General features: G+C 61.1%; 30 protein-coding genes. 11 read left to right on the forward strand and 19 right to left on the reverse strand.

Features of this window, described 5'->3' with window-relative positions:
• Positions 1-45: 45 nt before the first annotated feature.
• Positions 46-528, reverse strand: a complete 483-nt coding sequence (locus tag ACSHXH_RS07400) for a hypothetical protein (protein WP_435671142.1) — start codon at positions 526-528, stop codon at positions 46-48.
• 136 nt (positions 529-664) lie between these two features.
• Here ACSHXH_RS07400 and ACSHXH_RS07405 point away from each other — a divergent pair, with 136 nt between their 5' ends.
• Positions 665-1,444, forward strand: coding sequence for an SDR family oxidoreductase (locus ACSHXH_RS07405; protein ID WP_435671143.1), 780 nt, complete (start codon positions 665-667; stop codon positions 1,442-1,444).
• 3 nt (positions 1,445-1,447) lie between these two features.
• Positions 1,448-2,593 carry a hypothetical protein gene (locus ACSHXH_RS07410; protein ID WP_435671144.1) on the forward strand — a complete coding sequence of 382 codons (1,146 nt, stop codon included), beginning with the start codon at positions 1,448-1,450 and terminating at the stop codon, positions 2,591-2,593.
• Between the two features lie 96 nt (positions 2,594-2,689).
• On the opposite strand, the gene ACSHXH_RS07415 is transcribed toward ACSHXH_RS07410, so the two are convergent.
• From ACSHXH_RS07415 to ACSHXH_RS07435, 5 genes are all read right to left on the reverse strand, one after another.
• Positions 2,690-3,388 (reverse strand): M48 family metalloprotease, encoded by a 699-nt coding sequence (locus ACSHXH_RS07415; RefSeq protein ID WP_435671320.1) that lies wholly within the window; start codon positions 3,386-3,388, stop codon positions 2,690-2,692.
• Positions 3,389-3,473: 85 nt separating this feature from the next.
• Positions 3,474-4,658: a vWA domain-containing protein gene (locus ACSHXH_RS07420; RefSeq protein ID WP_435671145.1), complete on the reverse strand. Its 1,185-nt coding sequence runs from the start codon at positions 4,656-4,658 to the stop codon at positions 3,474-3,476.
• Between the two features lie 152 nt (positions 4,659-4,810).
• Positions 4,811-4,933, reverse strand: a complete 123-nt coding sequence (locus ACSHXH_RS07425) for an apolipoprotein acyltransferase (RefSeq protein ID WP_435671146.1) — start codon at positions 4,931-4,933, stop codon at positions 4,811-4,813.
• Positions 4,934-4,974: 41 nt separating this feature from the next.
• A complete protein-coding gene (locus ACSHXH_RS07430; protein WP_435671147.1) occupies positions 4,975-6,345 on the reverse strand; it encodes a DUF2927 domain-containing protein in 1,371 nt (456 codons plus the stop codon).
• Positions 6,346-6,348: 3 nt separating this feature from the next.
• The gene (locus ACSHXH_RS07435) at positions 6,349-6,801 is read right to left on the reverse strand and encodes an N-acetyltransferase family protein (protein WP_435671148.1); all 453 of its coding nucleotides are present in this window, start codon (positions 6,799-6,801) and stop codon (positions 6,349-6,351) included.
• A 286-nt stretch (positions 6,802-7,087) separates the two neighbouring features.
• Between ACSHXH_RS07435 and ACSHXH_RS07440 the strand changes: the two genes are divergently transcribed.
• On the forward strand, positions 7,088-8,206 hold the full coding sequence (locus tag ACSHXH_RS07440) for a THUMP domain-containing class I SAM-dependent RNA methyltransferase (RefSeq protein WP_435671149.1): 1,119 nt from the start codon (positions 7,088-7,090) through the stop codon (positions 8,204-8,206).
• Positions 8,207-8,316: 110 nt separating this feature from the next.
• Here the strand turns inward: ACSHXH_RS07440 and ACSHXH_RS07445 are convergent, their stop codons facing one another.
• Entirely contained in the window at positions 8,317-9,159 is an 843-nt protein-coding gene (locus tag ACSHXH_RS07445) for an AAA family ATPase (RefSeq protein WP_435671150.1), read from the reverse strand.
• Between the two features lie 167 nt (positions 9,160-9,326).
• Between ACSHXH_RS07445 and dksA the strand changes: the two genes are divergently transcribed.
• From dksA to ACSHXH_RS07465, 4 genes are all read left to right on the forward strand, one after another.
• Positions 9,327-9,749 (forward strand): RNA polymerase-binding protein DksA, encoded by a 423-nt coding sequence (gene dksA, locus ACSHXH_RS07450; protein WP_435671151.1) that lies wholly within the window; start codon positions 9,327-9,329, stop codon positions 9,747-9,749.
• Between the two features lie 72 nt (positions 9,750-9,821).
• Positions 9,822-11,003, forward strand: coding sequence for an FAD-dependent monooxygenase (locus ACSHXH_RS07455; RefSeq protein ID WP_435671152.1), 1,182 nt, complete (start codon positions 9,822-9,824; stop codon positions 11,001-11,003).
• A 78-nt stretch (positions 11,004-11,081) separates the two neighbouring features.
• Positions 11,082-12,050, forward strand: coding sequence for an XdhC family protein (locus ACSHXH_RS07460; protein WP_435671153.1), 969 nt, complete (start codon positions 11,082-11,084; stop codon positions 12,048-12,050).
• Positions 12,047-13,048 (forward strand): molybdopterin-binding protein, encoded by a 1,002-nt coding sequence (locus ACSHXH_RS07465; protein WP_435671154.1) that lies wholly within the window; start codon positions 12,047-12,049, stop codon positions 13,046-13,048. Before ACSHXH_RS07460 ends, ACSHXH_RS07465 begins: the two co-directional genes overlap by 4 nt.
• Positions 13,049-13,115: 67 nt before the next feature.
• On the opposite strand, the gene infC is transcribed toward ACSHXH_RS07465, so the two are convergent.
• Entirely contained in the window at positions 13,116-13,661 is a 546-nt protein-coding gene (gene infC / locus ACSHXH_RS07470) for a translation initiation factor IF-3 (RefSeq protein WP_435671321.1), read from the reverse strand.
• 205 nt (positions 13,662-13,866) lie between these two features.
• On the opposite strand from infC, the gene ACSHXH_RS07475 reads away from it, so the two are divergent.
• Together ACSHXH_RS07475 and ACSHXH_RS07480 are read left to right on the forward strand one after the other, a co-directional pair.
• A complete protein-coding gene (locus ACSHXH_RS07475) occupies positions 13,867-14,679 on the forward strand; it encodes a translation initiation factor 3 (RefSeq protein WP_435671155.1) in 813 nt (270 codons plus the stop codon).
• A 130-nt stretch (positions 14,680-14,809) separates the two neighbouring features.
• A complete protein-coding gene (locus tag ACSHXH_RS07480) occupies positions 14,810-15,673 on the forward strand; it encodes a glycosyltransferase family 2 protein (RefSeq protein WP_435671156.1) in 864 nt (287 codons plus the stop codon).
• A gap of 37 nt (positions 15,674-15,710) precedes the next feature.
• Here ACSHXH_RS07480 and ACSHXH_RS07485 read toward each other — a convergent pair whose 3' ends face one another.
• From ACSHXH_RS07485 to cobA, 6 genes are all read right to left on the reverse strand, one after another.
• Complete coding sequence (locus ACSHXH_RS07485) at positions 15,711-16,571, reverse strand: ferredoxin--NADP reductase (protein WP_435671157.1); 861 nt, start codon at positions 16,569-16,571, stop codon at positions 15,711-15,713.
• 116 nt (positions 16,572-16,687) lie between these two features.
• Positions 16,688-17,083, reverse strand: a complete 396-nt coding sequence (locus ACSHXH_RS07490) for a DUF934 domain-containing protein (RefSeq protein ID WP_435671158.1) — start codon at positions 17,081-17,083, stop codon at positions 16,688-16,690.
• On the reverse strand, positions 17,080-17,847 hold the full coding sequence (locus tag ACSHXH_RS07495) for a phosphoadenylyl-sulfate reductase (RefSeq protein ID WP_435671159.1): 768 nt from the start codon (positions 17,845-17,847) through the stop codon (positions 17,080-17,082). Before ACSHXH_RS07495 ends, ACSHXH_RS07490 begins: the two co-directional genes overlap by 4 nt.
• On the reverse strand, positions 17,847-19,520 hold the full coding sequence (locus ACSHXH_RS07500) for a nitrite/sulfite reductase (protein WP_435671160.1): 1,674 nt from the start codon (positions 19,518-19,520) through the stop codon (positions 17,847-17,849). The genes ACSHXH_RS07495 and ACSHXH_RS07500 overlap by 1 nt, the downstream gene beginning before the upstream one ends.
• Entirely contained in the window at positions 19,520-19,822 is a 303-nt protein-coding gene (locus tag ACSHXH_RS07505; protein ID WP_435671161.1) for a DUF2849 domain-containing protein, read from the reverse strand. Before ACSHXH_RS07505 ends, ACSHXH_RS07500 begins: the two co-directional genes overlap by 1 nt.
• Positions 19,822-20,607 carry a uroporphyrinogen-III C-methyltransferase gene (gene cobA / locus ACSHXH_RS07510; RefSeq protein ID WP_435671162.1) on the reverse strand — a complete coding sequence of 262 codons (786 nt, stop codon included), beginning with the start codon at positions 20,605-20,607 and terminating at the stop codon, positions 19,822-19,824. Before cobA ends, ACSHXH_RS07505 begins: the two co-directional genes overlap by 1 nt.
• Positions 20,608-20,757: 150 nt before the next feature.
• On the opposite strand from cobA, the gene ACSHXH_RS07515 reads away from it, so the two are divergent.
• Complete coding sequence (locus ACSHXH_RS07515) at positions 20,758-21,213, forward strand: Lrp/AsnC family transcriptional regulator (RefSeq protein ID WP_435671163.1); 456 nt, start codon at positions 20,758-20,760, stop codon at positions 21,211-21,213.
• Between the two features lie 189 nt (positions 21,214-21,402).
• Here ACSHXH_RS07515 and ACSHXH_RS07520 read toward each other — a convergent pair whose 3' ends face one another.
• Positions 21,403-22,572, reverse strand: coding sequence for a cytochrome P450 (locus ACSHXH_RS07520; protein ID WP_435671164.1), 1,170 nt, complete (start codon positions 22,570-22,572; stop codon positions 21,403-21,405).
• Positions 22,573-22,578: 6 nt separating this feature from the next.
• Entirely contained in the window at positions 22,579-23,319 is a 741-nt protein-coding gene (gene tpiA / locus ACSHXH_RS07525; RefSeq protein ID WP_435671165.1) for a triose-phosphate isomerase, read from the reverse strand.
• Between the two features lie 124 nt (positions 23,320-23,443).
• Between tpiA and ACSHXH_RS07530 the strand changes: the two genes are divergently transcribed.
• Positions 23,444-24,352, forward strand: a complete 909-nt coding sequence (locus ACSHXH_RS07530; RefSeq protein ID WP_435671166.1) for an isopenicillin N synthase family dioxygenase — start codon at positions 23,444-23,446, stop codon at positions 24,350-24,352.
• A gap of 83 nt (positions 24,353-24,435) precedes the next feature.
• On the opposite strand, the gene ACSHXH_RS07535 is transcribed toward ACSHXH_RS07530, so the two are convergent.
• From ACSHXH_RS07535 to ACSHXH_RS07545, 3 genes are read right to left on the reverse strand one after another with little or no spacing between them, the layout of a single operon-like run.
• Complete coding sequence (locus tag ACSHXH_RS07535) at positions 24,436-24,834, reverse strand: HesB/IscA family protein (RefSeq protein ID WP_435671167.1); 399 nt, start codon at positions 24,832-24,834, stop codon at positions 24,436-24,438.
• Between the two features lie 31 nt (positions 24,835-24,865).
• Positions 24,866-25,600 (reverse strand): DUF3307 domain-containing protein, encoded by a 735-nt coding sequence (locus ACSHXH_RS07540; protein WP_435671168.1) that lies wholly within the window; start codon positions 25,598-25,600, stop codon positions 24,866-24,868.
• A gap of 49 nt (positions 25,601-25,649) precedes the next feature.
• Positions 25,650-26,273 (reverse strand): MarR family transcriptional regulator, encoded by a 624-nt coding sequence (locus ACSHXH_RS07545; protein WP_435671169.1) that lies wholly within the window; start codon positions 26,271-26,273, stop codon positions 25,650-25,652.
• Positions 26,274-26,292 lie beyond the last annotated feature (19 nt).

The raw sequence follows: 26,292 nt of genomic DNA on the forward strand, positions 1-26,292 counted from the left end.
GCGGGGCGTCTTGTCCATAAGTGGCGCACGGTTGCGCCGCCAGGGTCAGGCGTGCAGGCGCATGGTGGAAATGGGTTGGCGTGCTGTTGCGGATACGGAGACTGCCACAACCGGCACTGGTTCGATTTTCAGAGGCATGATGTCCTCACGTGTCCGGATGTCGATCAGCACATATTCAGCGCTCTGTTCAAAGGCGGTGTCGGACACGAAATAAAGCTGGCCGCAATGCGCTGCGGCATAGACATCGGTGCGGCGTCCGGTTGTTGTCATAAAGATAAGATGTGCGAGGTTTTTCAGCGTCTTGGCTGGAAGGTTTGCGGCAAGGTCCAGCGAGAAGGCAGACAAGTGCGTATCCGTAGCGCCAACTTTGGTCCATGTGGCCGCTTGTTTTGCCAGATACACGTCCCCCAGCATCAGGTCTTCTAGGCGGCGGATCGGTTCGCCCCGGCAGACACCGAATTCGGTGCGAATGCCGTCGGTTGGGCACGCTTTGAAAGAGGCATCATGGGAAACAGGGGCAACAATCATACACGTATCTCATTCAATGGGCAGTAACCGGATAGCAGCGTCCGTCATGCCTTTAAGATCGTGGGGAAATGTGGCACGTCTATGGGCAAGTCGTGACATTTCACGGACGAAATTTGTCAAAATTGGGAGAGATCGAATGGACCTGGGTATCAGCGGAAAGCGCGCGCTTGTCTGCGCATCGAGCAAGGGATTAGGGCGCGGATGCGCGGAGGCGTTGGCAGAAGCGGGCGTTAACCTTGTCATGAATGCGCGCGGCGCAGAGGCGCTTGAGGCCACGGCGGCAGAGATTCGCAGCACCTACGGTGTTGAGGTGGTGACCGTTGCTGCCGATATCGTAAGTGAAGAGGGTCGCGCTAAAGTACTGGCTGCGGCAGGCGATGTGGATATTCTTGTGACAAATGCCGGTGGTCCGCCCCCGGGAGTGTGGTCGGATTGGACCCGCGATGATTTCATCAAGGCGCTAGATGCCAACATGCTGACGCCGATTGCGCTGATGACAGCGTTGATGCCCGGTATGATGGATCGCGGCTGGGGCCGGGTGGTCAACATCACTTCGCAATCGGTCAAAGCTCCGATTCCGGCGCTTGGCCTGTCGAACGCGGCGCGCACCGGTCTGACCGGCTATGTGGCAGGCACCGCCCGTCAGGTGGCCCCCAGCGGCGTTGTGGTGAACAACATGATGCCGGGTATCCATGCCACAGACCGCGCCGACCAGTTGGATGGTGGCGTGTCCAAGGCCCAGGGAATCTCGGTCGAAGAGGCGCGCAAGAATCGGCAGGGCACAATTCCGGCGCGGCGCTATGGCACGCGGCAGGAATTTGGCGCGATGTGCGCGTTCCTGTGTTCGCAGCATGCGGGCTTTATCATCGGGCAGAACATCCTTGCCGATGGCGGGGCCACCAACGCCACGATCTGATCGGTGGCGCGCGGACCGGACGGCAAAGGGCAAGTGCAGGGATTTTCCCTGAAAGACGAGCTGTTCAACGCAGACACCATTGGGGTGCTTGCGCGGGAACATTGTGTCTTGCCGGGTTTCGATCCGGACCGGTTCATGATCAAGGCAGTCGCGGGGCTTGCGCCTCGCGGCCTGCTGGAGCGGCTGGAATGGCTTGCCGAGTGCCTTGAAGAGCAACTGCCGCGTGAGTTTCCCGCGATGGCGGACGCGCTTGAGGCTGCGATGCCGCCGGTGCTTAGCCCGGATCAGACCGATGATGATTTTGGTCGGTTCATCCATGCGGTTCCGGGGATTTTGGCGGTGCGGCACGGGTTGGAGGATCACCGCGACCGGGCGCTGGACCTGCTGGAGGCCGCGACCCAGCGGTTCTCGATGGAGTTCTACATCCGGCCTTTTTTGAATCGGTGGCCAGACGAGACCTTGGCGCGATTGCGCGGCTGGTGTGATCATCCGCATTACCATGTGCGCCGGTTGGTGAGTGAAGGTACGCGGCCCCGACTGCCTTGGGCTGCCAATGTGACCTTGGACCCGGTGGTGCCCTTGGATCTTTTGGACCGGCTGCATGGCGACCCGACGCGGTTCGTGACGCGATCTGTGGCCAATCACCTCAACGACCTGTCCCGCATTGTGCCGGTCCGTGTCTGCGCGATGCTGCGCGATTGGCAGGCACGCGGGGTGCAGGCCCCGAAAGAGCTGGACTGGATGACGCGCCACGCCCTGCGCACCGCCGTCAAGCGCGGCGAGGCAGAGGCGCTGGCACTTTTGGGCTACGGGCAAGGCACTCCGATGGATGTAACGTTGCGGGTCACGCCTGACCCAGTGCAGATCGGCGCTGCGATGCGGGTGTCGGTGACGCTGACAGCTCAGGTTGATCTGCCCGTGATGGTGGATTACCGCGTGACCTTTCATCGCCCCGGCGGGCGGGTCGGTGAAAAGGTGTTCAAGCTGAAAAGCGCGCAGCTTAAGGCGGGTGTTCCATTGACCGTAACCAAGCTGCACAAGATCAAGGCGGAGGCGAGCACGTTCACATGGTATCCCGGCCCACATGCCGTGACCGTGCAGGTCAATGGCGAAGACCGTGGGACGGTCTCGGTCGCGGTGGTGGGTTAACCAAGCCCGCAGATGCGCCTCTGGGGTGCTACGGGTTGGCGTATTTTAGAAAAGGAAGAACCAGCGCTCTGAGCCCATGTGGCGGGCCCGCGCCGATCAATCGACGGCGGGCAGATTGCTCCAGCGGGATTCGAGCTTTTCCAGCGCTGCAATGCGTTCGGACGTTTTGGGGTGCGACATGAGCCATGCTGGCACCACGCCCGAGCGCGATAGTGTCAGCGCGTCCAGCTTGTGGAACAGCGATTTCTGCGGTCCGATGCCAATCCCCGCTTTGTGCAGCAGGGCGGCGGCATAGGCGTCTGCCTCGTACTCATCGCCGCGCGACAAACGTGCGGCCAGCATGGTTGTGACGGCATTGGCGATCAGCACGCCGACCCCCGGCAAAAAGCGCGACAGCACCATCGCCAGCGCGGTGCGCAGGGCGTTCTGTCCGGAAAAATCAATCATGCGGCGGCGCGTATGGCCAAGGGCGACATGGCCCAGTTCATGGGCAATCACACTCGCCAATTCCTCGCCCGAGACCTCTCCGTTCTGGTACTTGCGGTAAAATCCACGAGTGATGAAGATGCGGCCATCAGGGGCGGCAAGGCCGTTCACCGGGTCGATCTCGTAGATATGAACGCGGATGCGATCAAGGTTTAGCGCGACAGCCAAACGGTCGGTCAGCGCCTTGAGGCGCGGGTCCGCCAGTTCGGTAGACTTGGCATCCAGTTCGCGTTTCGTGCGCCAGACCGAGAAATGGTACATCGCCAGAGCGTACATGATGGCAAGAAGGATCGGTGTGAGTTTCAACATACCCAAGATATGGGTCGCACCCTGCCCAAGGGCAAGCGGCACGCGCCGTGCTTTTTGATCGCGGCCCGGCTGCCAGTCAGCGGGGTCATTTCGCCAATGTGCGGATGCCCCGGCTGATTCCGTCAAGTGTCATCGGCACCATGGTGTCTTCGAAGATCTCGCGGATCATCTGGATCGACTGGGTGTAGCCCCAATGCCGTTCGGGCACCGGGTTGATCCACAGATGGTTGGGCCAGTGTTGGCGCGCACGCTCAAGCCAGACCTGTCCTGCCTCCGCGTTCCAGTGCTCATTGGCCCCACCTGCATAGGCGATCTCGTAGGGCGACATGCTGGCGTCTCCCACGAAGATGCACTTGTAATCCGACCCGTAGGTGTTGAGCACCTCCATCGTAGGGGTTTGCGCGTCCCAGCGGCGGCGGTTGTCAGTCCAGACACCTTCGTAAAGACAGTTGTGAAAATAGTAATGTTCCAGATGCTTGAATTCGGCGCGGGCGGCGGAAAACAGTTCTTCGACCACTTTGACATGAGGATCCATTGATCCGCCGATATCCAGAAAAAGGATCACCTTGACCGCGTTGCGGCGTTCGGGGCGCGTCTGCACGTCAAGATACCCATGTTCAGCCGTGGCGCGGATGGTGCCGTCAAGGTCAAGCTCGTCTGCCGCACCGTCACGCGCCCAGCGGCGCAGACGTTTGAGCGCGACCTTGATGTTGCGGGTGCCCAGTTCAACCGAGTCGTCCAGATTGCGAAACTCGCGTTTGTCCCAGACCTTGACCGCGCGCTGGTGGCGGCTTTCGGATTGGCCAATGCGCACGCCTTCAGGATTGTAACCATAGGCTCCAAACGGCGAGGTGCCTGCGGTGCCGATCCATTTGCTGCCCCCCTGATGGCGGCCCTGCTGTTCCTTAAGCCGCTCCCTGAGCGTCTCCATCAGCTTGTCAAAGCCGCCCAGCGCGTCGATCTCGGCCTTTTCATCCTCGCTCAGGTGCTTTTCGGCCATCTTGCGCAGCCAGTCTTCGGGCAGGTCCAGCGCGTTCAGAACGGCGTCGGGTGTCACTGCGTCAAGCCCCTTGAACGCTTGCGCAAAGGCGCGGTCAAACCGGTCAATATGGCGTTCGTCTTTGACCATCGCGGTGCGCGCCAGATAGTAGAACGCCTCGGGGTCATAGGTCGCAAGGCCCGCGCGCATGGCTTCGAGAAAACTTAGGTATTCCCGCAATGAGACGGGCACGCCGGTGCTACGCAAAGTGTCAAAGAATGGGACGAACATGCCCCTGATCTAGCAAGACCGAATGGCTCTGACCAGACGTCGCCTGTCTTCTCTGGTTCAAAATATCCCGGGGGGCCTTGGCGGACGGGGCAGAGTCCACAGATGTTTCTGTCACCGGAACGAGGCGAAGCATTGACGCATCACCCTGCGGATCAGAAAACCAGTTTTTCGATGGCTATGGTCAGAACCAACCCGATCAGTGCAAAAGCGATCGCGTAAACCGCCCCGTATTGCAGCATATCGGCCCGGTTGCCCTTGCGTTTCTTTGCGGTCATGGCCCCGAAGATGGCCCCAAACACTGCGCCTGCAATTACGATCATAGTCTTGTTCTGGCCCTGTTCAGCGGGTTGAGTGCTCCGATCTCGCGCAGTTTTGCCCGCACGGACCAGTCAGAACCGAACCCGTACCGTGCCCACCCCAGACTGTCCAGACGCACATCCGCCCCGGCGGACACCCGGCCCGCAAGGTCAAGCGCCTCGGCGCGCAGCATCAGCAGAGTTGACAGAAGGGCTGCGTTCTCATGCCGCACGGCAAGGTCGATGGACAGGCCAGTCAGGGTCAGAGCCGTGTCGGGATTGTTCTCGGCCAGGGCGAAGGCTGCAAGCTGCGACGCGACATAGGCGCGGTGCAGGTCGGTGTCGGGGGTCTGGGCGAAATAGGTGTCGGCTTGCAGGAATTGCGCGCGCGCTGCGTCCGGGTCGCTGCCTTGCAGGATGCGGCCCATGGCGTAATGGGTAAAGCCGCGTCGGTTGTCCTGCCATCCCATCGCCGAGGCGATGCTGAGCGCTTCTGTTGCGGCGGCTTTGCGGGCAATGGGGGATGCGCCGGGCCCAAGGGCTGTCTGGATCGCATCGATCCACGGGCGCGGTGTGCGCGCCGGTCGACGCGCGGGCAGGAAGGCGCCTTGAGGGTTCAGCCGCGAAAAGATCTCGGGCAGGCGGCGCATGACGTCGTTGCGGGACATGCCGTTGCGCAAGCTTGGATCGTAATAGGCCCGCAGGATCAGCATGTCATAGCCGGTCAGAACCGTGTGCACATTGTCGTCGTTGAAGACTGAATTGGGCAGGCGGTACAGATCGTTGAGCGGGCCAAGCGCCTGTGCGAGTTCTTCATGCAGGCAATCGCGGGCCTCTTGTGGGCTCGAATCATTGGGCAGGAAAATTGCCAGCCGCGTGCGTTCGGTGATCTTGCCCCAGTTCACCCGGTTCGACCGGCGGGCCTGCCGGTATTCCGACAAGGTCGAGACATTGGGCACAACAAAACACGCCGCTTGCGGCAAGAACCGCTGGATCTCGGCGCGGCTGACTGCGTTGATGGTGATATTGGCCTCGGAAGCGGTGGTGGCGGAGATATCGACGCCGGCCTCGGTGCGCAGGCGGAACAATAGCCGGTCAAGATCGCTGGGCACCGTGGGTTGCACGTTGCCAATCAGGCGGACGGTGATCGGACCTTCGAACCGGGTGAAAACCTCAAGGTCGCGGCCCGATTCCAGCCCCATGGCCAAATCCATGAAGTCGCGGGACAGGTCTGCGTTCGAGCTTTGCACCGGCTGCGGGCGCGGCACCGAAAACACCTTCATCGGGGGCAGGGTGCTGTCTTCAAAGGCGGCACGCGTGGCGGGTTCCGAATGGGACACCGGCATACACGCGCCAAGCATCAGGTAGAGCGGCAGTAGGTATTTACGCATCCATCAGCCCCGCTGATACTTGATGAACGGGGTCAGTTGGCCAATCCGGTCATAAAGCTGTCGGGCGGTGTGGTTGAAGTCCTGCGTGGTCCAGTACACCGACGGACATCCCGCCGCGTCGGCCTTGGCATAAACGGCTTCGATCAGGGCCCGGCCCACGCCCATGCCGCGCGCCGATGGGTCGGCGTAGAGGTCTTGCAGGTAACAGACGTTTTCGATTTTCCAGCAATGGCGGTGGAACACGTAGTGGGTCAGCCCCACCAATACCCCATCTTTTTCGGCCACCAGACCGTGGAAATCCTGCGGATCGTCGCCCAGAAGGCGTGCAAACGTGCTGTCGTATACGGCCTCGGGAAGCGAGGTTTCGTAAAACGCCAGATATGCGCGCCACAAGGCGCACCACGACACATGGTCGGTCGCACGCAAGCTGCGCACGTTCAAGTCTGTTTGGGACACGTATAAAGCCTGCCTGCTCGTTGCGGATGCTTGATGCTCCGCGATTTTTTTGTCCTCTGTGGGGATAGCTTACGGCGAAAAGATGGTTTTTGGCCAGACCCTACGAATCAGCGCGAATCATTTTTCGGAAAACCCGAGGGCGCGACGGGAAATCTATTAAAAACAGATGTTTGATCTGTGCAAAGACGCAACAGGTTCGAAAAGCCCGGCCTTTGGCGCGTGATCGCGGGGCGGGGGCTGTTGGCTATGGCTATCGGGGCGCTGCAAATCAGGGTAAGGCGCGGATATGAGCGATATCACCCCTCTTGAGATTTTCCTGTCCGGCACCCCCGGTCTTGAACCGTTGCTGCGCGATGAAGCTGTGGCGCTTGGCTTTGCGTCGCCGCAGGTGGTGCCGGGGGGCGTGACCTTTGAGGGCGATTGGTCCGAGGTGTGGCGTGCCAACCTGATGTTGCGCGGGGCCGGTCGCGTTCTGGCGCGGGTGGCGCGATTCCGGGCGATGCACCTTGCACAGCTCGACAAGCGGGCGCGCAAACTGGACTGGTCCGGGCTGCTGCGCGCCGATGTGCCGTACCGGGTCGAGGCGACCTGCCGCAAATCGCGCATCTATCACGCCGGGGCTGCGACCGAGCGGGTATCCAATGCCATCGCCGATGCGCTGGGGCGAACGCCGGTGGACAAGGGCGGGCTGGTGGTCCGGGTTCGGATCGAAGACGATCTGTGCGAAATCAGCCTCGATACCTCGGGCGAGGCGCTGCACAAGCGCGGCCACAAGCAGGCGGTCGGCAAGGCCCCGATGCGCGAGACATTTGCCGTGCTGTTCCTGCGGTCCTGCGGTTATACGGGCACAGAGCCGGTGATCGACCCGATGTGCGGGTCGGGCACGTTTGTCATTGAAGCGGCAGAACAGGCGATGGGGCTTGCGCCGGGGCGGGCGCGGTCGTTCGGGTTTGAAGACCTTGCGTCGTTCGACGCCGATCGCTGGGCCGAGATCAAGGCCATGGTTCCCGCCGCGCGAAGCACGGATATCCGGTTTCACGGCTTTGACCGGGATGCTGGGGCCATCGCCAATGCCACCGCGAATGCAGAGCGTGCAGATGTGGCCGAGGTGACATCCTTCACCCATCAGGCGGTGGCCGATCTGACCCCACCCAAAGGCCCTCCGGGTTTGGTGATTGTGAACCCGCCCTACGGCGCACGGATCGGCAATCGCAACCTGCTTTTTGCGCTCTACGGCACGTTTGGCACCGTCCTGAAAGAACGGTTCTCGGGGTGGCGTGTCGGGATTGTCACGTCTGACAAGGGGCTTGCGCGGGCGACAGGCCTGCATTTCCGGCAGGTCAGCGCGCCTATTCCGCATGGCGGGCTCAAGATCCAACTGTTCCAGACCGGACCGCTGAAATAGGGCTCTGCCCGCCGTTTTTTGGCTTCAAACCCAATGAACGGCGGGCAGAGCCCCCAAACGGTTTCGTCAACGAAAACGGCCAGATGCGGTGACGCATCTGGCACCCGGTCCTAGCGCCCTTCGCGGCGCGCCATAAAGGCCAACCGTTCGAACAGGTGCACATCCTGTTCGTTCTTCAACAACGCGCCGTGTAGTTTGGGCAACGCATTGGCCCCGCTGCGTTTGAGGTCTTCGGCGGTCATATCCTCGGCCAGAAGCAGCTTGAGCCAGTCCAGCACTTCTGATGTGGATGGCTTTTTCTTCAGACCCGGTTGTTCGCGCAGCTCGTAGAACTGGGTCAGGGCCGTGGTCAGCAGCGCCTCTTTCAGACCGGGGTGGTGAACCTCGACGATCCGGCGCAGCGTGTCCACATCGGGAAAGCGGATGTAGTGGAAAAAGCAGCGCCGCAGAAACGCGTCGGGCAGTTCCTTTTCGTTGTTCGAGGTGATGATGACCACGGGCCGGTTGCGGGCGCGGATGGTCTCACCGGTCTCGTAGACATGGAATTCCATCTTATCGAGCTCTTGCAACAGGTCGTTGGGAAACTCGATATCGGCCTTGTCGATCTCGTCGATCAACAGCACCACCTTTTCGTCGGCGTCAAAGGCCTGCCACAGCTTTCCCTTGCGGATATAGTTGCGCACGTCGTTGACCCGTTCGTCGCCCAATTGGCTGTCGCGCAACCGGCTGACGGCGTCATATTCGTACAGACCTTGCTGCGCGCGCGTTGTGGATTTGATGTTCCATTCGATCATCCGCAGGCCCAGACCCGCCGCAACCTGTCGCGCAAGCTCTGTTTTGCCTGTGCCGGGTTCGCCTTTGACCAAAAGCGGCCGTTCAAGCGTGACGGCGGCGTTGACCGCGATCGTCAGATCATCGGTGGCCACATAGCTGTCGGTGCCTTCAAATTTCATGTCTGTTCTGCCTTCATGTCTCTTTGTCATAGCGCAAGGAAATCACTGGTTTGTGCTGCTATTCGGTAGTGACAACCTTTGGGCCTTCGGTTAAGTGCTGCGCTAAGGGGTGCCAGATATCTAAGGGAATTTCTATGGCGGATACTGGCGTAAACAAGGGGACGAAGATGAAAGCCGAAACTTTCTTGCCCGATGATTATCGACCCGCCGAGGATGAGCCGTTCATGAATGAACGGCAGCTCGAATGGTTTCGCCGCGAACTTCTTGAGCAACGAAACGAGCTTTTGAGCGACAGTAAATCCACAATTGCGGGCCTTCAGGACGGCACGCGCAACATCCCGGATGTTGCAGACCGCGCGTCGGAAGAAACTGACCGGGCACTTGAATTGCGCATCCGCGACCGTCAGCGCAAGCTGGTGTCCAAGATCGATGCGGCACTGCGCCGGATTGAGGAAGGCGAGTTTGGGTATTGCGCCGCAACAGGCGAACCGATCTCGCTCAAGCGTCTTGTTGCGCGCCCGACCACTACGCTGAGCCTTGAGGCGCAGGAACGCCACGAGCGGCGTGAACGCGTGCACCGCGACGATTGACGCGCGCCGCATCTGATCTGATCACACGCGCTGGGGCCCTGCTCTGGCGCGTTTTTGTTTGAGGGGCGACACGTGGACCTTGGGTCTTTGGACATCACGGTGATTGGCGGCGGCATTGGCGGGCTGACCTGCGCGCTGGCGCTGCGGCAGCGCGGGGCGGCTGTCACCGTTCTGGAACAGGCAGAAGCCATCACCGAGGTGGGCGCGGGCATTCAGGTGTCACCCAATGGCTTGCGCGTGATCGAGGCGCTTGGGCTGGGCGAGGCGCTTGCCGCACGGTCGGTGCAGGGACAGGCGGTGTCGCTGCGCAATGGCAGCACCGGGGCCGAGGTGGCGCGGCTTGATCTGACGCGGCTGCCTGAGGACCAGACCTATCTGTTTGTGCACCGGGCCGATCTCGTGGACCTTCTGTCTTCTGCTGCGCGCGATCAGGGCGTCACAGTTCGTTTGCTGCAACGGGTCGATACGGTGACAACTGGTGCGCGCCCCAGGGTGGTGCTTGCAACCGGCGATCACCGCGAGACCGATCTGGCGATTGGGGCAGACGGGATTCATTCGGCGGTGCGCCCGCTGTTGAATGCAGCGCAACAGCCATTTTTCACTGGACAGGTCGCGTGGCGCTGCATCGTGCCGAACTCTACTGGCCATCCAGCCCATGCGCGGGTGCATATGGGGCCGGGGCGGCATATGGTAACCTATCCGCTTCGAGACGGGGCCATGCTCAACGTGGTGGCGGTCGAGGAACGCGCGGCTTGGGCAGCGGAAAGCTGGTCGCAGAAAGACGACGCCGACAACCTGCGCGCCGCGTTTGCCGGGTTTGGTGCCGAAGTGCACCAAATCTTGTTGCAGGCCGAAACACCGGGGGTCTGGGGGCTGTTCCGCCATCCGGTTGCCGCGCGGTGGTACGGGCAGGGCACGGCCTTGCTTGGGGACGCGGCGCATCCAACCCTGCCGTTTCTGGCGCAGGGGGCGAATATGGCGATGGAAGACGCGTGGGTTCTGGCCGACGCGCTTGCACAGGCAAGCGATCTGACAACCGGCCTTGCGGCCTATCAGGCGCGGCGCAAGGCGCGGGTCACCAAGGTGATTGATGCCGCCAGCAAGAACGCGCGCAATTACCACCTGTCGCCGGGGCCGGTCCGGTTCGCCGCCCATAGCGCGCTTGGGCTGCTCAGCAGGGTGTCGCCGGGGCGGATGCTTGGACGGTTCGACTGGCTGTACGGGCATGACGTGACGCGCACGCAAAAGATCTAGCCTCTACCACCATCGCAGGGGGCGACAGCCGCGTTGCGCATGATAGAGTCGCCGCGACCACCCAAGGAGGCCACGACAATGGATCGGTTTGACAGATGTCCGGAAACCGCACTCGACTGGCACCGGGCCGGCAAGGGTGCTGTTCTGGCCACCGTGATCGAAACCTGGGGCAGTGCGCCCCGGCGGGTTGGATCACAACTTGCCATTTCCGGTGTGGGCGAGATCGAAGGGTCGGTTTCGGGAGGTTGTGTTGAAGGCGCGGTTGTGGTCGAGGCGATGGATGCGCTCGAAGACGGCGCACCGCGTGAACTGGAATTCGGGGTCAGCGATCAGGATGCCTTTGCGGTGGGTCTGGCATGTGGCGGCACCATCCGTGTGTTGTTGGAACCTGTCGGTGCGGTTTTGCCAGAAGCGATTTTGGACCAATTGGTAAAATTTCGTGCCGCGCGTCAGCCGGTGGCGTATGTGGTCGATCTTGACACCCAGACCCGCAGCCTTGTGACCGACGGGCATGCGTCCGCGTTTCGCATGGATCGCTCCGGCTTTGTCGAAGACAGCCGCCGCTTCGTGGCCATTCACAATCCGCCTTTGCGGTTGATCATCGTTGGCGCCGTGCACATCGCGCAGGCGCTGGTTCCGATGGCGCGGATTGCGGGCTATGACCCGACCCTCATTGATCCGCGCGAGGCGTTTGGATCAGACAGCCGCTTTCCCGGTGAAACGATCCTGCATGATTGGCCAGACGAGGCGATTAGCCACCTCGGGCTGGACAGCAGAACGGCGCTTGTGCTGTTGACCCATGATCCCAAACTGGACGATCCCGCACTTGAACAGGCGTTGCGAGCATCGTGTTTCTACATTGGCGCGTTGGGCTCCAAGCGCACCCATGCCAAGCGGGTGGAACGGTTGACGGCAGCAGGTTTTTCCGAAGGTGAGATTGCGCAAATTCACGGACCGATCGGTCTTGATATCGGGGCGTCCGGTCCTGCGGAGATCGCGGTTTCGGTCCTTGCCGAGATGACCCGCGTGTTGCGGCAGGGCGCATGAAGTTCGGGTCAGTGCCACTGGACGCAGCAGAGGGGGCGATTCTGGCCCATTCCGTGACCTTGCCCAAAGGACGCCTGCGCAAAGGTGTTACGCTGGACCGCGCCGCGCTAGACCGGTTGCAGGCGGCGGGGATTTCTGAAGTCACCGTGGCCCGTTTGGGTGACGCCGATGTGCACGAAGACGCGGCTGCCGAAATGTTGGCGCGGGCCTTGGTGCCTGATCCCGGTGGCGCGCTGTTGCGGGTGGCTCCTGCCAGTACCGGGCGTGTGAACATCTATGCCACGCAGAACGGGGTGGCAGAGATTGATGCCGACCGCATCAACGCGGTCAATGCGGTGCATCCGATGGTGACGGTTGCAACCGTGCCGAAATGGCAGCGCATGGCAGCGCGGGGCATGGTGGCGACGGTCAAGATCATCGCATATGGCGCTCCGGCGGATGCGTTGGAGGTCGCCTGTGCCGCTGGGCGTGATGCGCTGGCCTTGCGGCCGGTGACGCGCAAGCGGGCGCTTTTGATTCAAACCAGCGTTGGCGCGCGCGATGATGGGTCCAAGGGACAGCGCGCCATGGCCACGCGATTTGACCGGATGGGCGTGGCCCTTGGCCCGAAAACCGTGGTGCCCCACGACGTGGACGCCTTGCGCGCTGCCTTGGTGGGGGCTGTCGGGACGGTGGACATTGTGTGTGTGCTGACCGGTTCTGCCACATCAGATCTGTATGATGTCGCTCCAGAAGCGTTGCGCGCCGCAGGTGGTACGGTGGTGCATTACGGCATGCCTGTGGATCCGGGAAATCTGTTGTTCTGGGGGCATCTGGGCACTGTCCCGGTGCTGGGCTTGCCGGGATGCGCGCGATCCCCGGCGCTCAATGGTGCAGATTGGGTGCTTGAGCGGATGTTGTGCAACGTGGCTGTGACACCTGCGGATATCATGGCGATGGGGGTGGGCGGGCTGCTCAAGGAACCGCCATCACGTCCGGCTCCGCGCGAACAGGCCTAGGCGCGACCCGACATAGAAAAAGCGACCCGAAGGCCGCTTTCAAAATTTTCAGAACAATGGGGTGCGATTATTTCGGCATTGGGCCGATCATCATGACCATCTGGCGGCCTTCCATTTTGGGCATGTTTTCGACCTTACCATGCTCTTTGGTGTCTTCCGCCACCCGTTCCAAAAGCTCACGCCCGAGGTTCTGGTGCGCCATTTCGCGCCCCCGGAATCGCAGCGTGACCTTTACCTTGTCGCCGTTCTCAAGAAACTTGTAGACGTTCCGCATCTTCACTTCGTAATCATTGGTGTCGGTGTTCGGGCGGAACTTGACCTCTTTGATCTCGATGATCTTTTGCTTCTTGCGGGCTTCGGATTCGCGTTTCTGCTGTTCGTATTTGAACTTGCCGAAATCCATGATCTTCACGACCGGTGGAACGGCATTTGGCGAAATCTCAACAAGGTCCAGCCCGGCTTCTTCAGCGAGCTGCATCCCACGTTCGGGCGTAACAACGCCCACGTTTTCACCGTCTGCGCCAATCAGGCGAATTTCAGCGGACCGAATGCGGTCATTGACGCGAGGGCCGGTGTCGCGCTGTGGTGGCGCGTTATGTGGTCTGCGGGCTATGGTGCTGCTCCTTTAATGCAGTTCAAATCAAGGCTGTAAAGTAGACGTCAAACAGCCGCCTTTCAAGCGGCTTTTCGGCGGATATGGGCCGATTTGCACCGGTTTCCCCCTTGATGTCGCACTGGACCGAGCGCACATGCGATATAGAGGTCCACACCGTGAGGGTGTGGCGCATTTTAGTACAAGAGTGGGGGTCTTTGATCCGATGAAAAACCTGATCATTTTGGCGATTGTTGCAGCCGTTGGCGTGGGGGCCTGGATGTTCACACGTCCCGGCGATGCACCCGAGGCGGTGGATGCGGGCGCAGAGGCCGTAACAGACACGGCAAATGCAGCGGCAGAGGCTACGGACACCGCAGTTGAAGAGGCGGCCGAGGCAGTTGAGGCAACAGAAGAGACCATGACGGAGACGGTTGAAGGGGTCGCGGACGCCGTGGAAGAGGCCGTGAACGAAGCTGTGACCGAGGCGACCGAAGCTGCGGACGCGGCGGTGACCGAAGCAACCGAAGCCGTGAATGCCGCAACCGAAGCGGCGCAGGATGCAGTCTCGGATGCTGTGATATCGGTGACTGATGCCGCATCCGACGCGGTCGGGACAGCGACCGAAGCGGCAAGCGAGGCGGCAGATGCGGCGACGGATACGGCTGGCGCTGCGACTGAAGCGGCCGAAGAGGCTGTAACGGATGCCGTTGATGCAACCACGGATGCCGCCAGCACGGCCGCAGACTCAGCGGGCGATGCAGCAGACGCAGCGACAGACACCGCGACCGAAGCAGCAGATGCGGCCTCTGACACAGCTGCGGCGACCACTGAGGCGGCTGGCGAGGCGGCGGGCAATATTACTGACCTGCTGACCGTGGACGGGTTCGATTACGATCAGGTTGTCGCCTATATCGACAATTCCGACCTGTCGGCGATGATCAAAACGACGACCAAAGCGGCGCTGCAAGGTGCGCGTGACAATCCCGAACAGCTCCAAACGCTTCTTGGAACTCTGCGCGAGCAGCTTGGTCTGTAAGCGCAATCGCTGACTGACATGAAAGCCGCGCAGGGATTTCCTTGCGCGGCTTTTTTGCGACTGGTGGCGTGACACGTCCGCCTGCATCTGTAGGGTCAACACATGGTGTTGGTGCTTAGGAGGCCGCGTTATGCAAATTGTGGGTGTGTCGGTCGTCAAGAACGAAGACGACGTGATCGAAGCAATGGTGCGGCACAATTTGCAGGTGCTGGATCACCTGCATGTTGTCGACAATGGCAGCACCGACCGCACCCAAGCGATCCTTAGCGCTTTGGCCGATGAAGGGCTGGCGGTCACACATGAGGTCAACGACGCCTTGCAGCACATTCAGGCGGGGATTCTGACTGATCTGGTCAATGGCGCTTATGTGGGGGATCATGTTGTTTTGCTGGACAGCGACGAATTCCTTATCTGCACAGCGGACGCTTTGCGCGATCTGTTTGCGACGGCCAAAGGGCCGGTGACGATCCCATGGGTCACCTATGTGCCGCGCCCGACAGACCGGCAGGACGACCTGAACCCGCTTACGCGGATCACGCATCATCGCCGCCGCGAAAAGCCGCAATATTTCAAGGTGTTGATCCCCGCAAGCGTGCCGCGCCCGGTTGAGGTGATGGCGGGATCACATGGATTGAAAAAGATGAAGGCCGAGCCGCATGAGGCTGTAAAGCTTGCACATTTTCCAGTTCGATCCCCAATGCAGATTGCCGGAAAGGTGCTCATCGGATCGTGGAATATGAGCCTGCGCGACAAAAGCCGCAAAGAGGGCTATCAGTGGCACGCCCTGGCCGAGCAGATCAAAGCGGACGGATTGCCCGACCTTGAAATGCTCGAAGAGATTGGCAACAGCTATGCCGCCAAAGGGGCTGTCCGGTTGGTGGACGACCCGATTCAGACACAGATCACAAGGCTGCGCTATACCAAACCTGCGGGGGACCAGTTCATCATGAATGTGGCAGGTTTCGTGGATCGTGTGATATTTGAAAGGGATTAAATCACAGGATGTTGCGTCAAACCTCTAACGTATTACGTTAATCCAGGAACGCCTTTTCGACCACGTAATGCTTGGGGTCGGAATTGGCACCTTCTTCCAAGCCATAGCCTTCGAGCATCTCTTTGATCTCAAGGTTGAACGCCAGGTTTCCGCACACCATTGCGCGGTCGGTTTCCTGGCAAAGCACGGGCACATTCAGGTCTTCAAAGCATTCGCCATTGCGCATCAAGTCGGTGATCCGGCCCATCTTGGGGCTGTCTTCACGGGTGGTGGTCGGGTAGTAGCGCAGCTTGTCGGCAAAGCCGTCGCCCATTAATTCGGCAAGCAATTCGTCACTGCGGATCATGTCGATCAGGTCTTTGCCATACTGAAGTTCGCCCACTTCGCGGCAGGTGTGGGTCAGGATGACCTCGTCGTAATCTTCATAGGTTTGCGGATCACGCAGCAGCGACGCAAACGGCGCGATGCCGGTGCCGGTGGCGAAAAGCCAAAGCCGTTTGCCCGGCAAAAGCGCGTCATGCACCAGCGTGCCGACGGGTTTGGGACGCAGGACGATTTCGTCACCCGGTTGAATATGTTGCAAACGGCTGGTCAGCGGGCCGTCCTGTACCTTGATCGAGTAGAATTCCAGTTCTTCGTCCCAGCTTGGCGAGGCGATGGAATAGGCGCGCAGCAGCGGCTTTTCCTTGCCGGTCTTGGCGTCGGTCTGCATCAGGCCGATCATCACAAACTCACCCGAGCGGAACCGCAGGGACGCGGGGCGCGTGACCCGGAACGAAAAAAGACGGTCGGTCCAGTGTTTGACCGATGTTACGATTTGCGCATCGGGAATGGCGAGGGTCTTGGCGGAGGGCGCTTTGGTGGCTGTGGCGTCTGTCACGGGGCTCAACTCTGTCATGTTTTCCATACCGGTTGCTGTAAACCGATCCCTTACATCTATCTTTGATTTACATCAGGCGAAACCCGCCCAAGGTCGCAGGGACCGGGCGGGGCGTGTTTTGTGCTGAGTAGGGCTTAGGCTGCGCGGCCCCGCAGGCGGGCTTGGTAGTCATGCGCCTGCCAATCGGCGCGGGCCAGCCAATCGGCTTCGGGCTGGCGGGCGGCCAGATCGGTGTCGATTTCCACATCGTCAAAGCCCGAGCGCCGCGCCATAGCGTATTGATCGGCGATGACATGGCCCTGTGCCCGCAGCCAGCCTTTGTAGCCCTGTTGCCGGATCATCCGGGCCAGTGTGAACCCGCGCCCGTCGGCAAAGCTTGGGAACGCGATGCGCACCAGTTCCTTGCCGATGAGCAAGGATCTGAGCTGCGCCGGATCAGTGTCAGACGGCAGATCAACCCGGGCCTCTGGGTCGATCCACCGGGCGGGATCATGGCTCAGAAAGCCCGTGTCATTGATGAGAACGGTCATGTCGCGTCTCCTGTTGGGGTGGGCCGGTGCAGGCCGCATTCAGTTTTGCCCTGTCCACGCCAGCGCCCGGCGCGTAGGTCTTCGCCCTCGGCCACGCGGGTGGTGCATGGGGCGCAGCCGATGGACGGATACCCTTGGGCCACCAGCGGATGGCGGGGTAGGGCATGTGTGTCGAGATGCGCCGCGATGCGGGCGGGTTTCCAGTCGATCAGCGGGTTGATCTTGATCCGGGCGGCCTCATCAAGGTCGAAATATGGTAAGCCGTGCCGGGTGTCGGCCTGATGGCGTTTGCGCCCGGTGATCCAGGCGTCATAGCCTTCCAGGGCGTTGTTCAACACTTGGGTCTTGCGCAGATCACAGCATGCGTCGGGATCGCTGAACCGCAGCGCCCCATAGGGATCGACGGCTTTAACCGCATTGCCCGGTGCGCGGATCACCTGCACATTGGTCAGGCCGAGATGGTCTGCCAAGTCCTGCTGGTAGGTCAGCGTTTCGGGGAACAACAGCCGTGTATCGATAAAGAGCACGGGCAAGGTCCGGTCAATCTGTGCGATCAGGTGCAGCAGAACGGCAGAGTCCGCGCCAAAGCTGGACACCATCGCCACGCGGTCAAACACTCCGCGCGTCAGCACCGCCTCTAGTAGGTAGGACGTGCCGAAATGGCGGTAGCGCGCGTTCAAGTCTCGGACGCGGTCCCGTGCAACCATACGCGCGTCAAGCGGCGGGCTGTGTTCGTCGTTGGCTGGTGTGGACAGATGCAGCATCAGGCAGCCTTTTGACGTTTGTCGCTGTCACCATACAGCGCTGTCTTAAACGGGGTCATGCCAACACGCGTGAAGGTGGCGATGAACCGTTCCTCGGGGCTGGCGCGTTCTGACAGGTAGGTGTCCACGATCCTCTCAATGGCTGGCACGATCTCGTCTGCCGCGAACCCCGGCCCGGTGCGCTGACCAATGGCTGCGGTTTCGGTGTGATCGCCGCCCAGCGTGATCTGGTAATTTTCCACGCCTGCACGGTCGAGGCCAAGAATGCCGATATGGCCGACATGGTGATGTCCACAGGCGTTGATGCAGCCCGAGATCTTGATCTTGAGATCGCCGATGTCCTGCTCCAGCTTAAGCTGGTCGAACCGCGTGGCGATTTCCTGTGCAATCGGGATCGATCGGGCTGTGGCCAAGGCGCAATAATCCATACCGGGGCAGGCGATGATATCGCTGATCTTGCCGATATTGGCGGTGGCGAGCGCTGCGTTTTTCAGTGCGGCATGGATCGCAGGCAGGTCGGCTTTGTGCACATGGGGCAGGACGATATTCTGTTCATGGCTGACGCGCAGTTCGTCATGGCCGTATCGCGCAGCAAGGTCTGCCATGACGCGCATTTGGTCGGAGGTGGCATCGCCGGGCGTCGCCCCATGTGCCTTTAGGCTGATCTGGGCGATGGCATAGCCCTCTGCGCGGTGGGCACTAAGGTTGGTGTCGGCCCAGGCGCGGAACACTGGGTCGTTGACATACGCCAGTTCGAACGGCTCGGTGTCGCGGGTTTTGAACGCAGGTGCTGCGAAATCGGCCTTGATGCTGGTCAGAAGCTGTTGATCCACGCCACTAAAGGCGTGTTTGAGCAGCGCGAACCTGTCTTCCACCCGCGCGCGGATGTCGTCGATCCCATGTTTATGCACGGTGATCTTGATGCGGCTTTTGTATTTGTTGTCACGTCGGCCCAGCAGGTTCCAGACAGAGACAACGGCCTCAAGATAGGGCAGTAAATCCACTTCGGGTAGAAAGTCGCGGACCACTTTGCCGATCATTGGGGTGCGGCCAAGGCCACCGCCGACGATGACTTCGAACCCGGCCTCGCCTGAATTGTTTCGCACCATGCGCAGACCGATATCGTGGGCTTTCGTTACGGCACGATCATTGGGCGATCCGGTCACGGCGATCTTGAACTTGCGCGGAAGGAACTGAAACTCCGGGTGGTCGGTGGACCATTGGCGTATCAGCTCGGCCACGGGGCGGGGATCGGCGATTTCATCGGCGGCAGCACCGGCGAAGTGATCAGCGGTCACGTTGCGGATCGTGTTGCCAGAGGTCTGGATGGCATGCATCTGCACTTCGGCCAACGCGTCGAGCATGTCCGGCACATCCCGCAGCTTGGGCCAGTTGAACTGGATGTTCTGGCGTGTGGTGAAATGCCCATACCCCTGGTCCCAACGGTCGGCGATATAGGCGAGCTGGCGCATCTGGGCGCTGTTCAGCGTGCCGTAAGGCACCGCGACCCGCAGCATATACGCATGCAGTTGCAGGTAGAGCCCGTTCATCAGGCGCAGCGGTTTGAACTCGTCCTCGGTCAGTGCGCCACTGATACGGCGGTTCACCTGCGCGCGGAACTGGGCGTTACGTTCAGCGACGAACTGGCTGTCGAAATCGGTGTAGTGGTACATCACAGAACCTCGGACTGTTTGCCATGGGCATAGTTGGAGGGTCCGCGCATGCGGAACGCCTCGCGGAAATGGATCGGTTGCGGGCCTGCGTCGCCGGGGGCGATATCGGCCAGATAAACGCCAACCACCTCGTCGACACGGGCACTGGCGTCGATCAGGCGGATCTGGGCGTCGGCCTCGTCGGTCAGGATTTCGGCCTCGCGCAGGTGACGGGACCATGTCTCGGTTTCGGTCAGGTAGACCACGTCGCCTTCGATCAGCGCGTTGGCGGTGATGACCTTGGGTGTGAATGTTGCGGGCATCAGATCATCTCCTGGAGGTCGGGAAGGGCGACATCGGCGACATGGGCGGCGGCGCGAGGCGCCAGCCCGTAGATCAAAAGCGTCGGGCCAGTCATGTTGGCGTTGGCCAGAACGGCCGGCAGAGTGGCCAGCGTGGCCACACAAATGCGCTGATCGGGGCGCGAGGCGTTTTCGACAATGCTGATCGGTGTGCCGGGATTGGCCCCATGCATGAGCAGGCGGCCCTGAATAAAGCGGGCGGCTTTTTTGCCCATGTAGATCGCAGCGACCTCACCGTCGCGGGCCAGGGCGCGCCAGTCGTGATCGGCATAGCCTTGCATGTCATGACCCGTGATCAGGCGGACTGCCGTGTTGCGCCCGCGTTTGGTGAGCGATTGGCCAAGCGCCGCTACCGCAGCCGAGGCTGAGGTCAGGCCGGGGACAATGGTGTGGTCCAGTCCGGCCTGTGACAGGGCGTCCAGTTCTTCGTCGAGACGGCCAAAGACCGCCGGGTCGCCGGATTTGAGCCGCACCACGCGCGCGCCGGACAGGGCTTCTTCCACGATCATCGCGTTGATCTGGGATTGGGTGACGGACGGGCCGAACCCCTCTTTGCCCGCGTTGCGCAGGCGTGTTTGTAGACCGACAAGTGCCAGGATTTCGGCGCTGATCAGGCGGTCATGGATGACCACATCGGCGGTTTGCAACGCGCGCAGGGCTTTGAGGGTCAGCAGGTCAGGGTCGCCCGGGCCCGCGCCGACAAAGGCCACGGGGAACAGCGGGGTCTGGTGCAGGTCGCGCGGCATGGGGAGATCCTTTTGATCGCGTTTCTTGCGTTTAATATAGAAATTTGTTCTGGTATATGGCCAGTATCTGCGGAAGATAAGGAAATATGTTCTGCATCGATGCGCGTGCAGGACGGGTGATCTTCAAAACGGATGGAAAGCGGAACAGCGATGAAAATTGACGACACAGACCGGAAAATCCTCATCGAGCTGCAAACCGACGCAGCGCAGTCGCTAGATGATATCGCGCGCAAGGTGGGGTCGTCGAAGACCCCTGTCTGGAATCGGATTCGTAAGCTGCGCGAGGCAGGGATTGTCGGCGCGCAGACCGTGCGGCTTGATGCGGACGCGCTGGGGTTCGAGGCATGTTTCTTTGTGCTGATCCGCACCAGCGAACATGAGGCTGACTGGCAACGCGCGTTTCTCAAGGCGTTGCAGGACCGCCCCGAGGTGCAAGAGGCGCACCGTTTGGCGGGAGATATCGACTATATCCTGAAAGTGCGGGTCAAGAACGCGCGGGCCTATGACGCGTTTTATCAGGCACTGATTGCAGAGGTGCGGGTGCACAATGTCACGGCGCTTTTGTCGATGGAGGAGATCAAGTCGACCACCGCTTTGCCTTTGTGAGAGACCTGAAGTGAGCGGTTCCGCGCGCTGTGTGTCTGCCAGTCATCAGGTGACGCTTGTGTTGGACCGCGCGTCTGTGTCCGCGGTGCGTTTGCGCATTTGGAAAAAAAGAAGACGCAAGGATGTGGCGTGGGCCGCCTGTGTCTTCATTTTGAAAACACGTCAAACACCGGGTAAGCCGGGCGCTGCTCAGGAGGTCTGCACCATCAGCCGTTCGAGGCCGTGGAAATGGTAGGTGTTGGCAAAGCGGGGTGGCTCGGACAGTTTGAGAGACGGGCAGCGGTCCCAGAGGATTGGCAGGGCGATCTGGAGCTCCAGCCGTGCCAGCGGGGCACCGACGCAGAAATGCAGTCCGCCTCCGAAGCTTGTGTTCTGGGTAATGGGGCGGGTTGGGTCGAAGTCTTCGGCATCAACCCATTCTGTCGAGTCGCGGTTGGCTGACCCAAGCAGAAGTGCCACTTGATCCCCACGCTGAAAGCTATGACCGAATAGCGTGACCGCTTCATAAGCGGTGCGGGTGAACATATGCAGCGGCGGATCAAAGCGCAGGATTTCTTCGACCGTGGCGTCGGTGATCTGCCGCGTGTTGGTGTTGAGCAGCGTCTTAATGCCATTGCCCAGAGTGTGAACCGTTGCCTCGTGTCCTGCATTGAGCAGCAGGATGCAGGTGGTGATCAGTTCATCCGTCGACAGCTTTTCACCCGCTTCCTCGGCGGCGATCAGGTGGGTGATCAGGTCATCGCGGGGATCGGTGCGGCGGGTGTCGATATAGCGGCGCAGGAAGTCCGAGAAGTCAGTTGCGGCGCGCGCGGCTGCGTCTTCGCTGTCGCGGGTGCGGCTGGCCTGATACATGGCAACCATGGCGTTGGACCAGCGCAGCAGTTGCGGGGCCATGTCGTCAGGCACGCCCAGCAGACGTGCGATGATGAGCACCGGGATCGGTTGGCAGAACGCGGTGAGCAGGTCAAACGGTATGCCCGCTGGAAAAGCGTCGATCTGCGCGTGGGTCAATGCGGCGATTTCCGGCGCCAGCGCCTTGATCCGGCGCGAGGTGAAGGCGCGCAGGACCAGACCGCGCAGGCGGGTGTGGCGGGGAGGTTCCAGTTCCAGCATCGAATGCGCTTCGACGGCGTAGAACGGTTTGAGGTGTTCTGGCGGGTCGGTTGCCAGCTCGGGCGGGGTTTCGCGGCCAAAGCGACGGTCACGAAGAAGCGTGTGCACCGCCTTGTGCGACACGGCGCAGGGCATGGCATAGTCATTCCACCAGACCAGATCGCCTGCGGTGCGCATCCGGTCATAAAACGGGTAGGGGTTCTGGATAAAGCCCGGTTCAGTAGGCGACTGGGTGAAGCGGTGCATCTGGGGTCAGCTGGCGTTCAGCGCGTCCACGATGGGTGCGAAATCGGTGGCCTTGAGGCTTGCGCCACCGACAAGTGCGCCGTCGACATCACCCACGGCAAAAATCTCGGTGGCGTTCGAGGCTTTGACGCTGCCCCCATAGAGCAGGCGGATCGCATTGGCGGTGTCAGCGCCGAAGTGGTGGACCAGTGTGGCGCGCATGAACGCGTGGACGTCGGCGATCTGGTCGGTTGTGGGCACCTTGCCGGTGCCAATGGCCCAGACGGGTTCATAAGCGATGACGGTGTTTGCGCCTGTGACTGTGTCGGGCAGGGAGGCGGCAAGCTGGGTGCCGATCACGTCCAGGGTTTTGCCGCTGTCGCGCTGCTCAAGTGTTTCGCCGACGCAGACGATGGCGGTCAGGCCCGCCTGCCATGCGGCATGTGTCTTGGCGGCGATCAGAGTGTCGGGTTCGCCGTGATCTGCGCGGCGTTCGGAATGGCCGACGATCACATATGTCGCGCCTGCGTCTTTGAGCATCGTGGCGGAAATGTCGCCGGTATGGGCACCCGATGCGTCGGGGTGGCAATCCTGCCCGCCGACGGCAATCGCGCCTGCCTTGGTGGTGGCGGCAGCGATCAGGGTGGCTGGCGGGCAGATCAGAACCTCTGCGCCACCAGTTGCAGCCCCTTGCAACGCATCCAGTTCGGCCAGCGCGGCGGTGGTTCCGTTCATCTTCCAGTTTCCGGCGGCGAGTTTGCGGCGCATGGGGGCTCCTTTGGCATTACCGAGTTGGCGCGCATCATCGCGGGCAGCGGGGCGGCGTCAAGGGCAGTTGCGCCGCATTGGGTCCGATGCCACAACTCTGTCGAAAGATTTAGGAGCGCGCGATATGATCCCGAGACTGGATGCTGCTGCACTGGCCGCAGGCGATGCGGAGGCGTTGGCGCAGATGCGGATCGCTGCCGAAGACGTGGGGTTTGCCACGGTGCACAACACTGCATTCACATCGGCGCGCATGGGGTTTGTGCTGGCGGCGTATCGCGCGTTCTTTGCGCTGCCGGTCGAGATCAAGGACCAGGTAAACATGGCCAAGACCGGATCGAACCGGGGCTGGGGGGCGCCGAAATCCGAACAGGTCGACCCAAACGCCAACCCCGATTACAAAGAGGTGTTCGATTGCGGATATACCTTGCCGGATGGAGACATGCGTGTTGCCCTGCCGGTCTATGCGCCGAACCACTGGCCGGACCGGCCTGCGGGGTTCGAGGCGGTGATCCGGGCCTATTACACCGATGCGTTGGACGTGGCGCGTGGCATTTTGCGGGGGATTGCGATGTCGATCGGGGCGGATGCAGATTTCTTTGACGACAAATTTGACTGCCCGATGGCGTTGCTTCGGGGCAATTACTATCCGCCGCGTCCCGATTGGGCGGGGGACAAGGATTTCGGGATTGCCGCGCATACGGATTATGGCTGTCTGACGCTCTTGGCGACGGACGGACAGCCGGGGCTTGAGGTGCAGCCGCGTGGGCAGACGGGCTGGATGCCCGTGCAGGCACCTCCCGGTGAGTTCATCATCAATTTCGGTGAGATGCTGGAAATGTGGACCGAGGGGCGTGTTGTGGCCACCTTGCACCGGGTCAGAGGTGGCACGGATGAGCGGATTTCCGTGCCGCTTTTCTTTAATCCGAACGTGGAGACAAACGTCGCGCCGGTTGGATCAGACGGGTTGATCCGGGCGGGGGATCACTTGTCTCGGCGCTATGCAGAAACCTATGTCCATTTGCAAAAGCGGTAAGGGTGGTTTTAGGGCGCTGCCCCCGTCCGCTTTCGCAGATTTCCCCGGCATATCTTCAAACCAGAGAAGCCGGGATATGCGCGTCAGATCTTGAGGTTTGGCACGCCGTCCGCGTGTTCGGTGGCCAGCTCTTCGACGTCTTTGAACTTGATCGATTCGCCGCAGCCACAGGCATCCTCGACATTGGGGTTGTTGAATTGGAACCCGGATTCGAGAAGCGAGGTCTGGTAGTCGATTTCGGTGCCAAAGAGAAACATCTGTGCCATTGGGGCGATCATGACAATTGCGCCGTCCTGATCCACCACTTCGTCATGGGGATCGGCAATGTCGACGTAATCCATGGTGTATTCCATGCCTGCACAGCCGCCTTTCTTGACGCCGATGCGCAGGCCGGCATGGCCTTTGGCCTCCATGAGCTTGCGCACTTGGGTGGCGGCTTTGGGGGTCAGGGTGACGGCTTGTTTGCCGGGAATTCCAAACATGGGACATCTCGCTTTCGCTGTTGTATTTAACCTAGGGTTTCGTGGCTGCGATCTCAAGGAGAGAAAGCGTCGCGTAGCCAGTGGCCAGCCCCCAGCCAAACGAGGCGAGCGTGCCGATGATGACATATTCGCCCGCCTTTTGGCCTTTGGAGGCGGTGTCAAAGCGCAGTACGGATTTCGCGGCGATCAGAAAGCCGGTGGCGGTGGCTTCGCCGACGCAGAGGAACAGAAAGATCAGACCGCGTTCCAGTTTGCCGATGATGCGGCCTGCGTTCTCGAGGCCTTCAGAGCCGGGGTCGGACCCATCACTGGCGAATTGATCGGTATAGGGTTTCATCAGCAGCCCAACGGCATAGCCGCCGCCCCAGATCGATACGATTGCACCGGATGCAAGGATGGCCGGAGTCCTGATCTGGTCGATGTTATCGGCCCAAACCCCGGTGGCTAGGGCATTAGGCACAAGGATCGCTGCGGCGACTAGCGTGGCGAGATGTGCGGCCTGATCCCCCAGAAAGGCAGGCAGGCTGTCGCGCCAGTGGGCGGGCAAGCCCCAGACCTTGAACCCGTCGATGACCATATGGGCGCTGGCCAGAGCCAGGGCGAGCTGCCAATTCCCGCCAAGACTGACCCATGCCAGGGCGAATACGATGGCAATGTGCGCAAGCAACATGGCTGGTTCGGATTTGCGCCGGATCATGGCGTTGGGCTGGCCAAGGAAATCCGCGACCACATGGGCCAGAAGAAGGGCAACGAAAACGTCTAGCATGGTGTGATCCGCACGGGGTTTGGCGTGCTCTTTGCATGGGAAGACATCGTCATGTGCCTGCCTCGGCTTCAATGGCGGTCAGGGCGTCTTGCAGTGTGGGAAAGCCTGCGGACCAAAGTGCTTGATTGACTGCCTGCCGGGTGATGCCGAAGGATTTGGCGACCTCGGCGCGGGTGGGTGCATTTGGGGGCAAGAGCGCGGCGACCGCGCGGGCCTGTGCCTGTGTCCAGCCAGAGGCAATGTGATCGGCCAGACGTGTTGCTGCATGAGTGGCACCGCCGCTGGCATGGGCCATGCGGTTTTGGCCGGAAATGTCGCCCAGTAGCCGACCAGATGCCGTGAAGACGGGGCCATATGCGGCGTTCAGGTCGCCTGTGTCGGGCAGGGTGCCGTCGCCATTGGCCAATGCGATGCGGGTGATGGGAGCAGCATGATCGCGTGTCAGGCAGGCATGCAGATAGAGTGCGGCGCGCAGGCCAAGGGCCGGGTCTGCGATGGCGATCTGCCAGCTGTCGCCGCCACGCCGGGCAAAGCGGGTCAATACGGGTGGGTTGTGCCAGTGCGCTATCGCAGCGGCGGCTGTCTCAAGCGTGATCAGGGCCGCGTCCACATCTTTGGGTGCGAGGTCGGAGGACGCGACAAGGTCGCCTGTGAGAACGCTGTATTGGCTCATGAGGCAAGCCATATCACTT

It is taken from the genome of Marivita sp., from assembly GCF_051251565.1.
Taxonomy (GTDB): domain Bacteria; phylum Pseudomonadota; class Alphaproteobacteria; order Rhodobacterales; family Rhodobacteraceae; genus Marivita.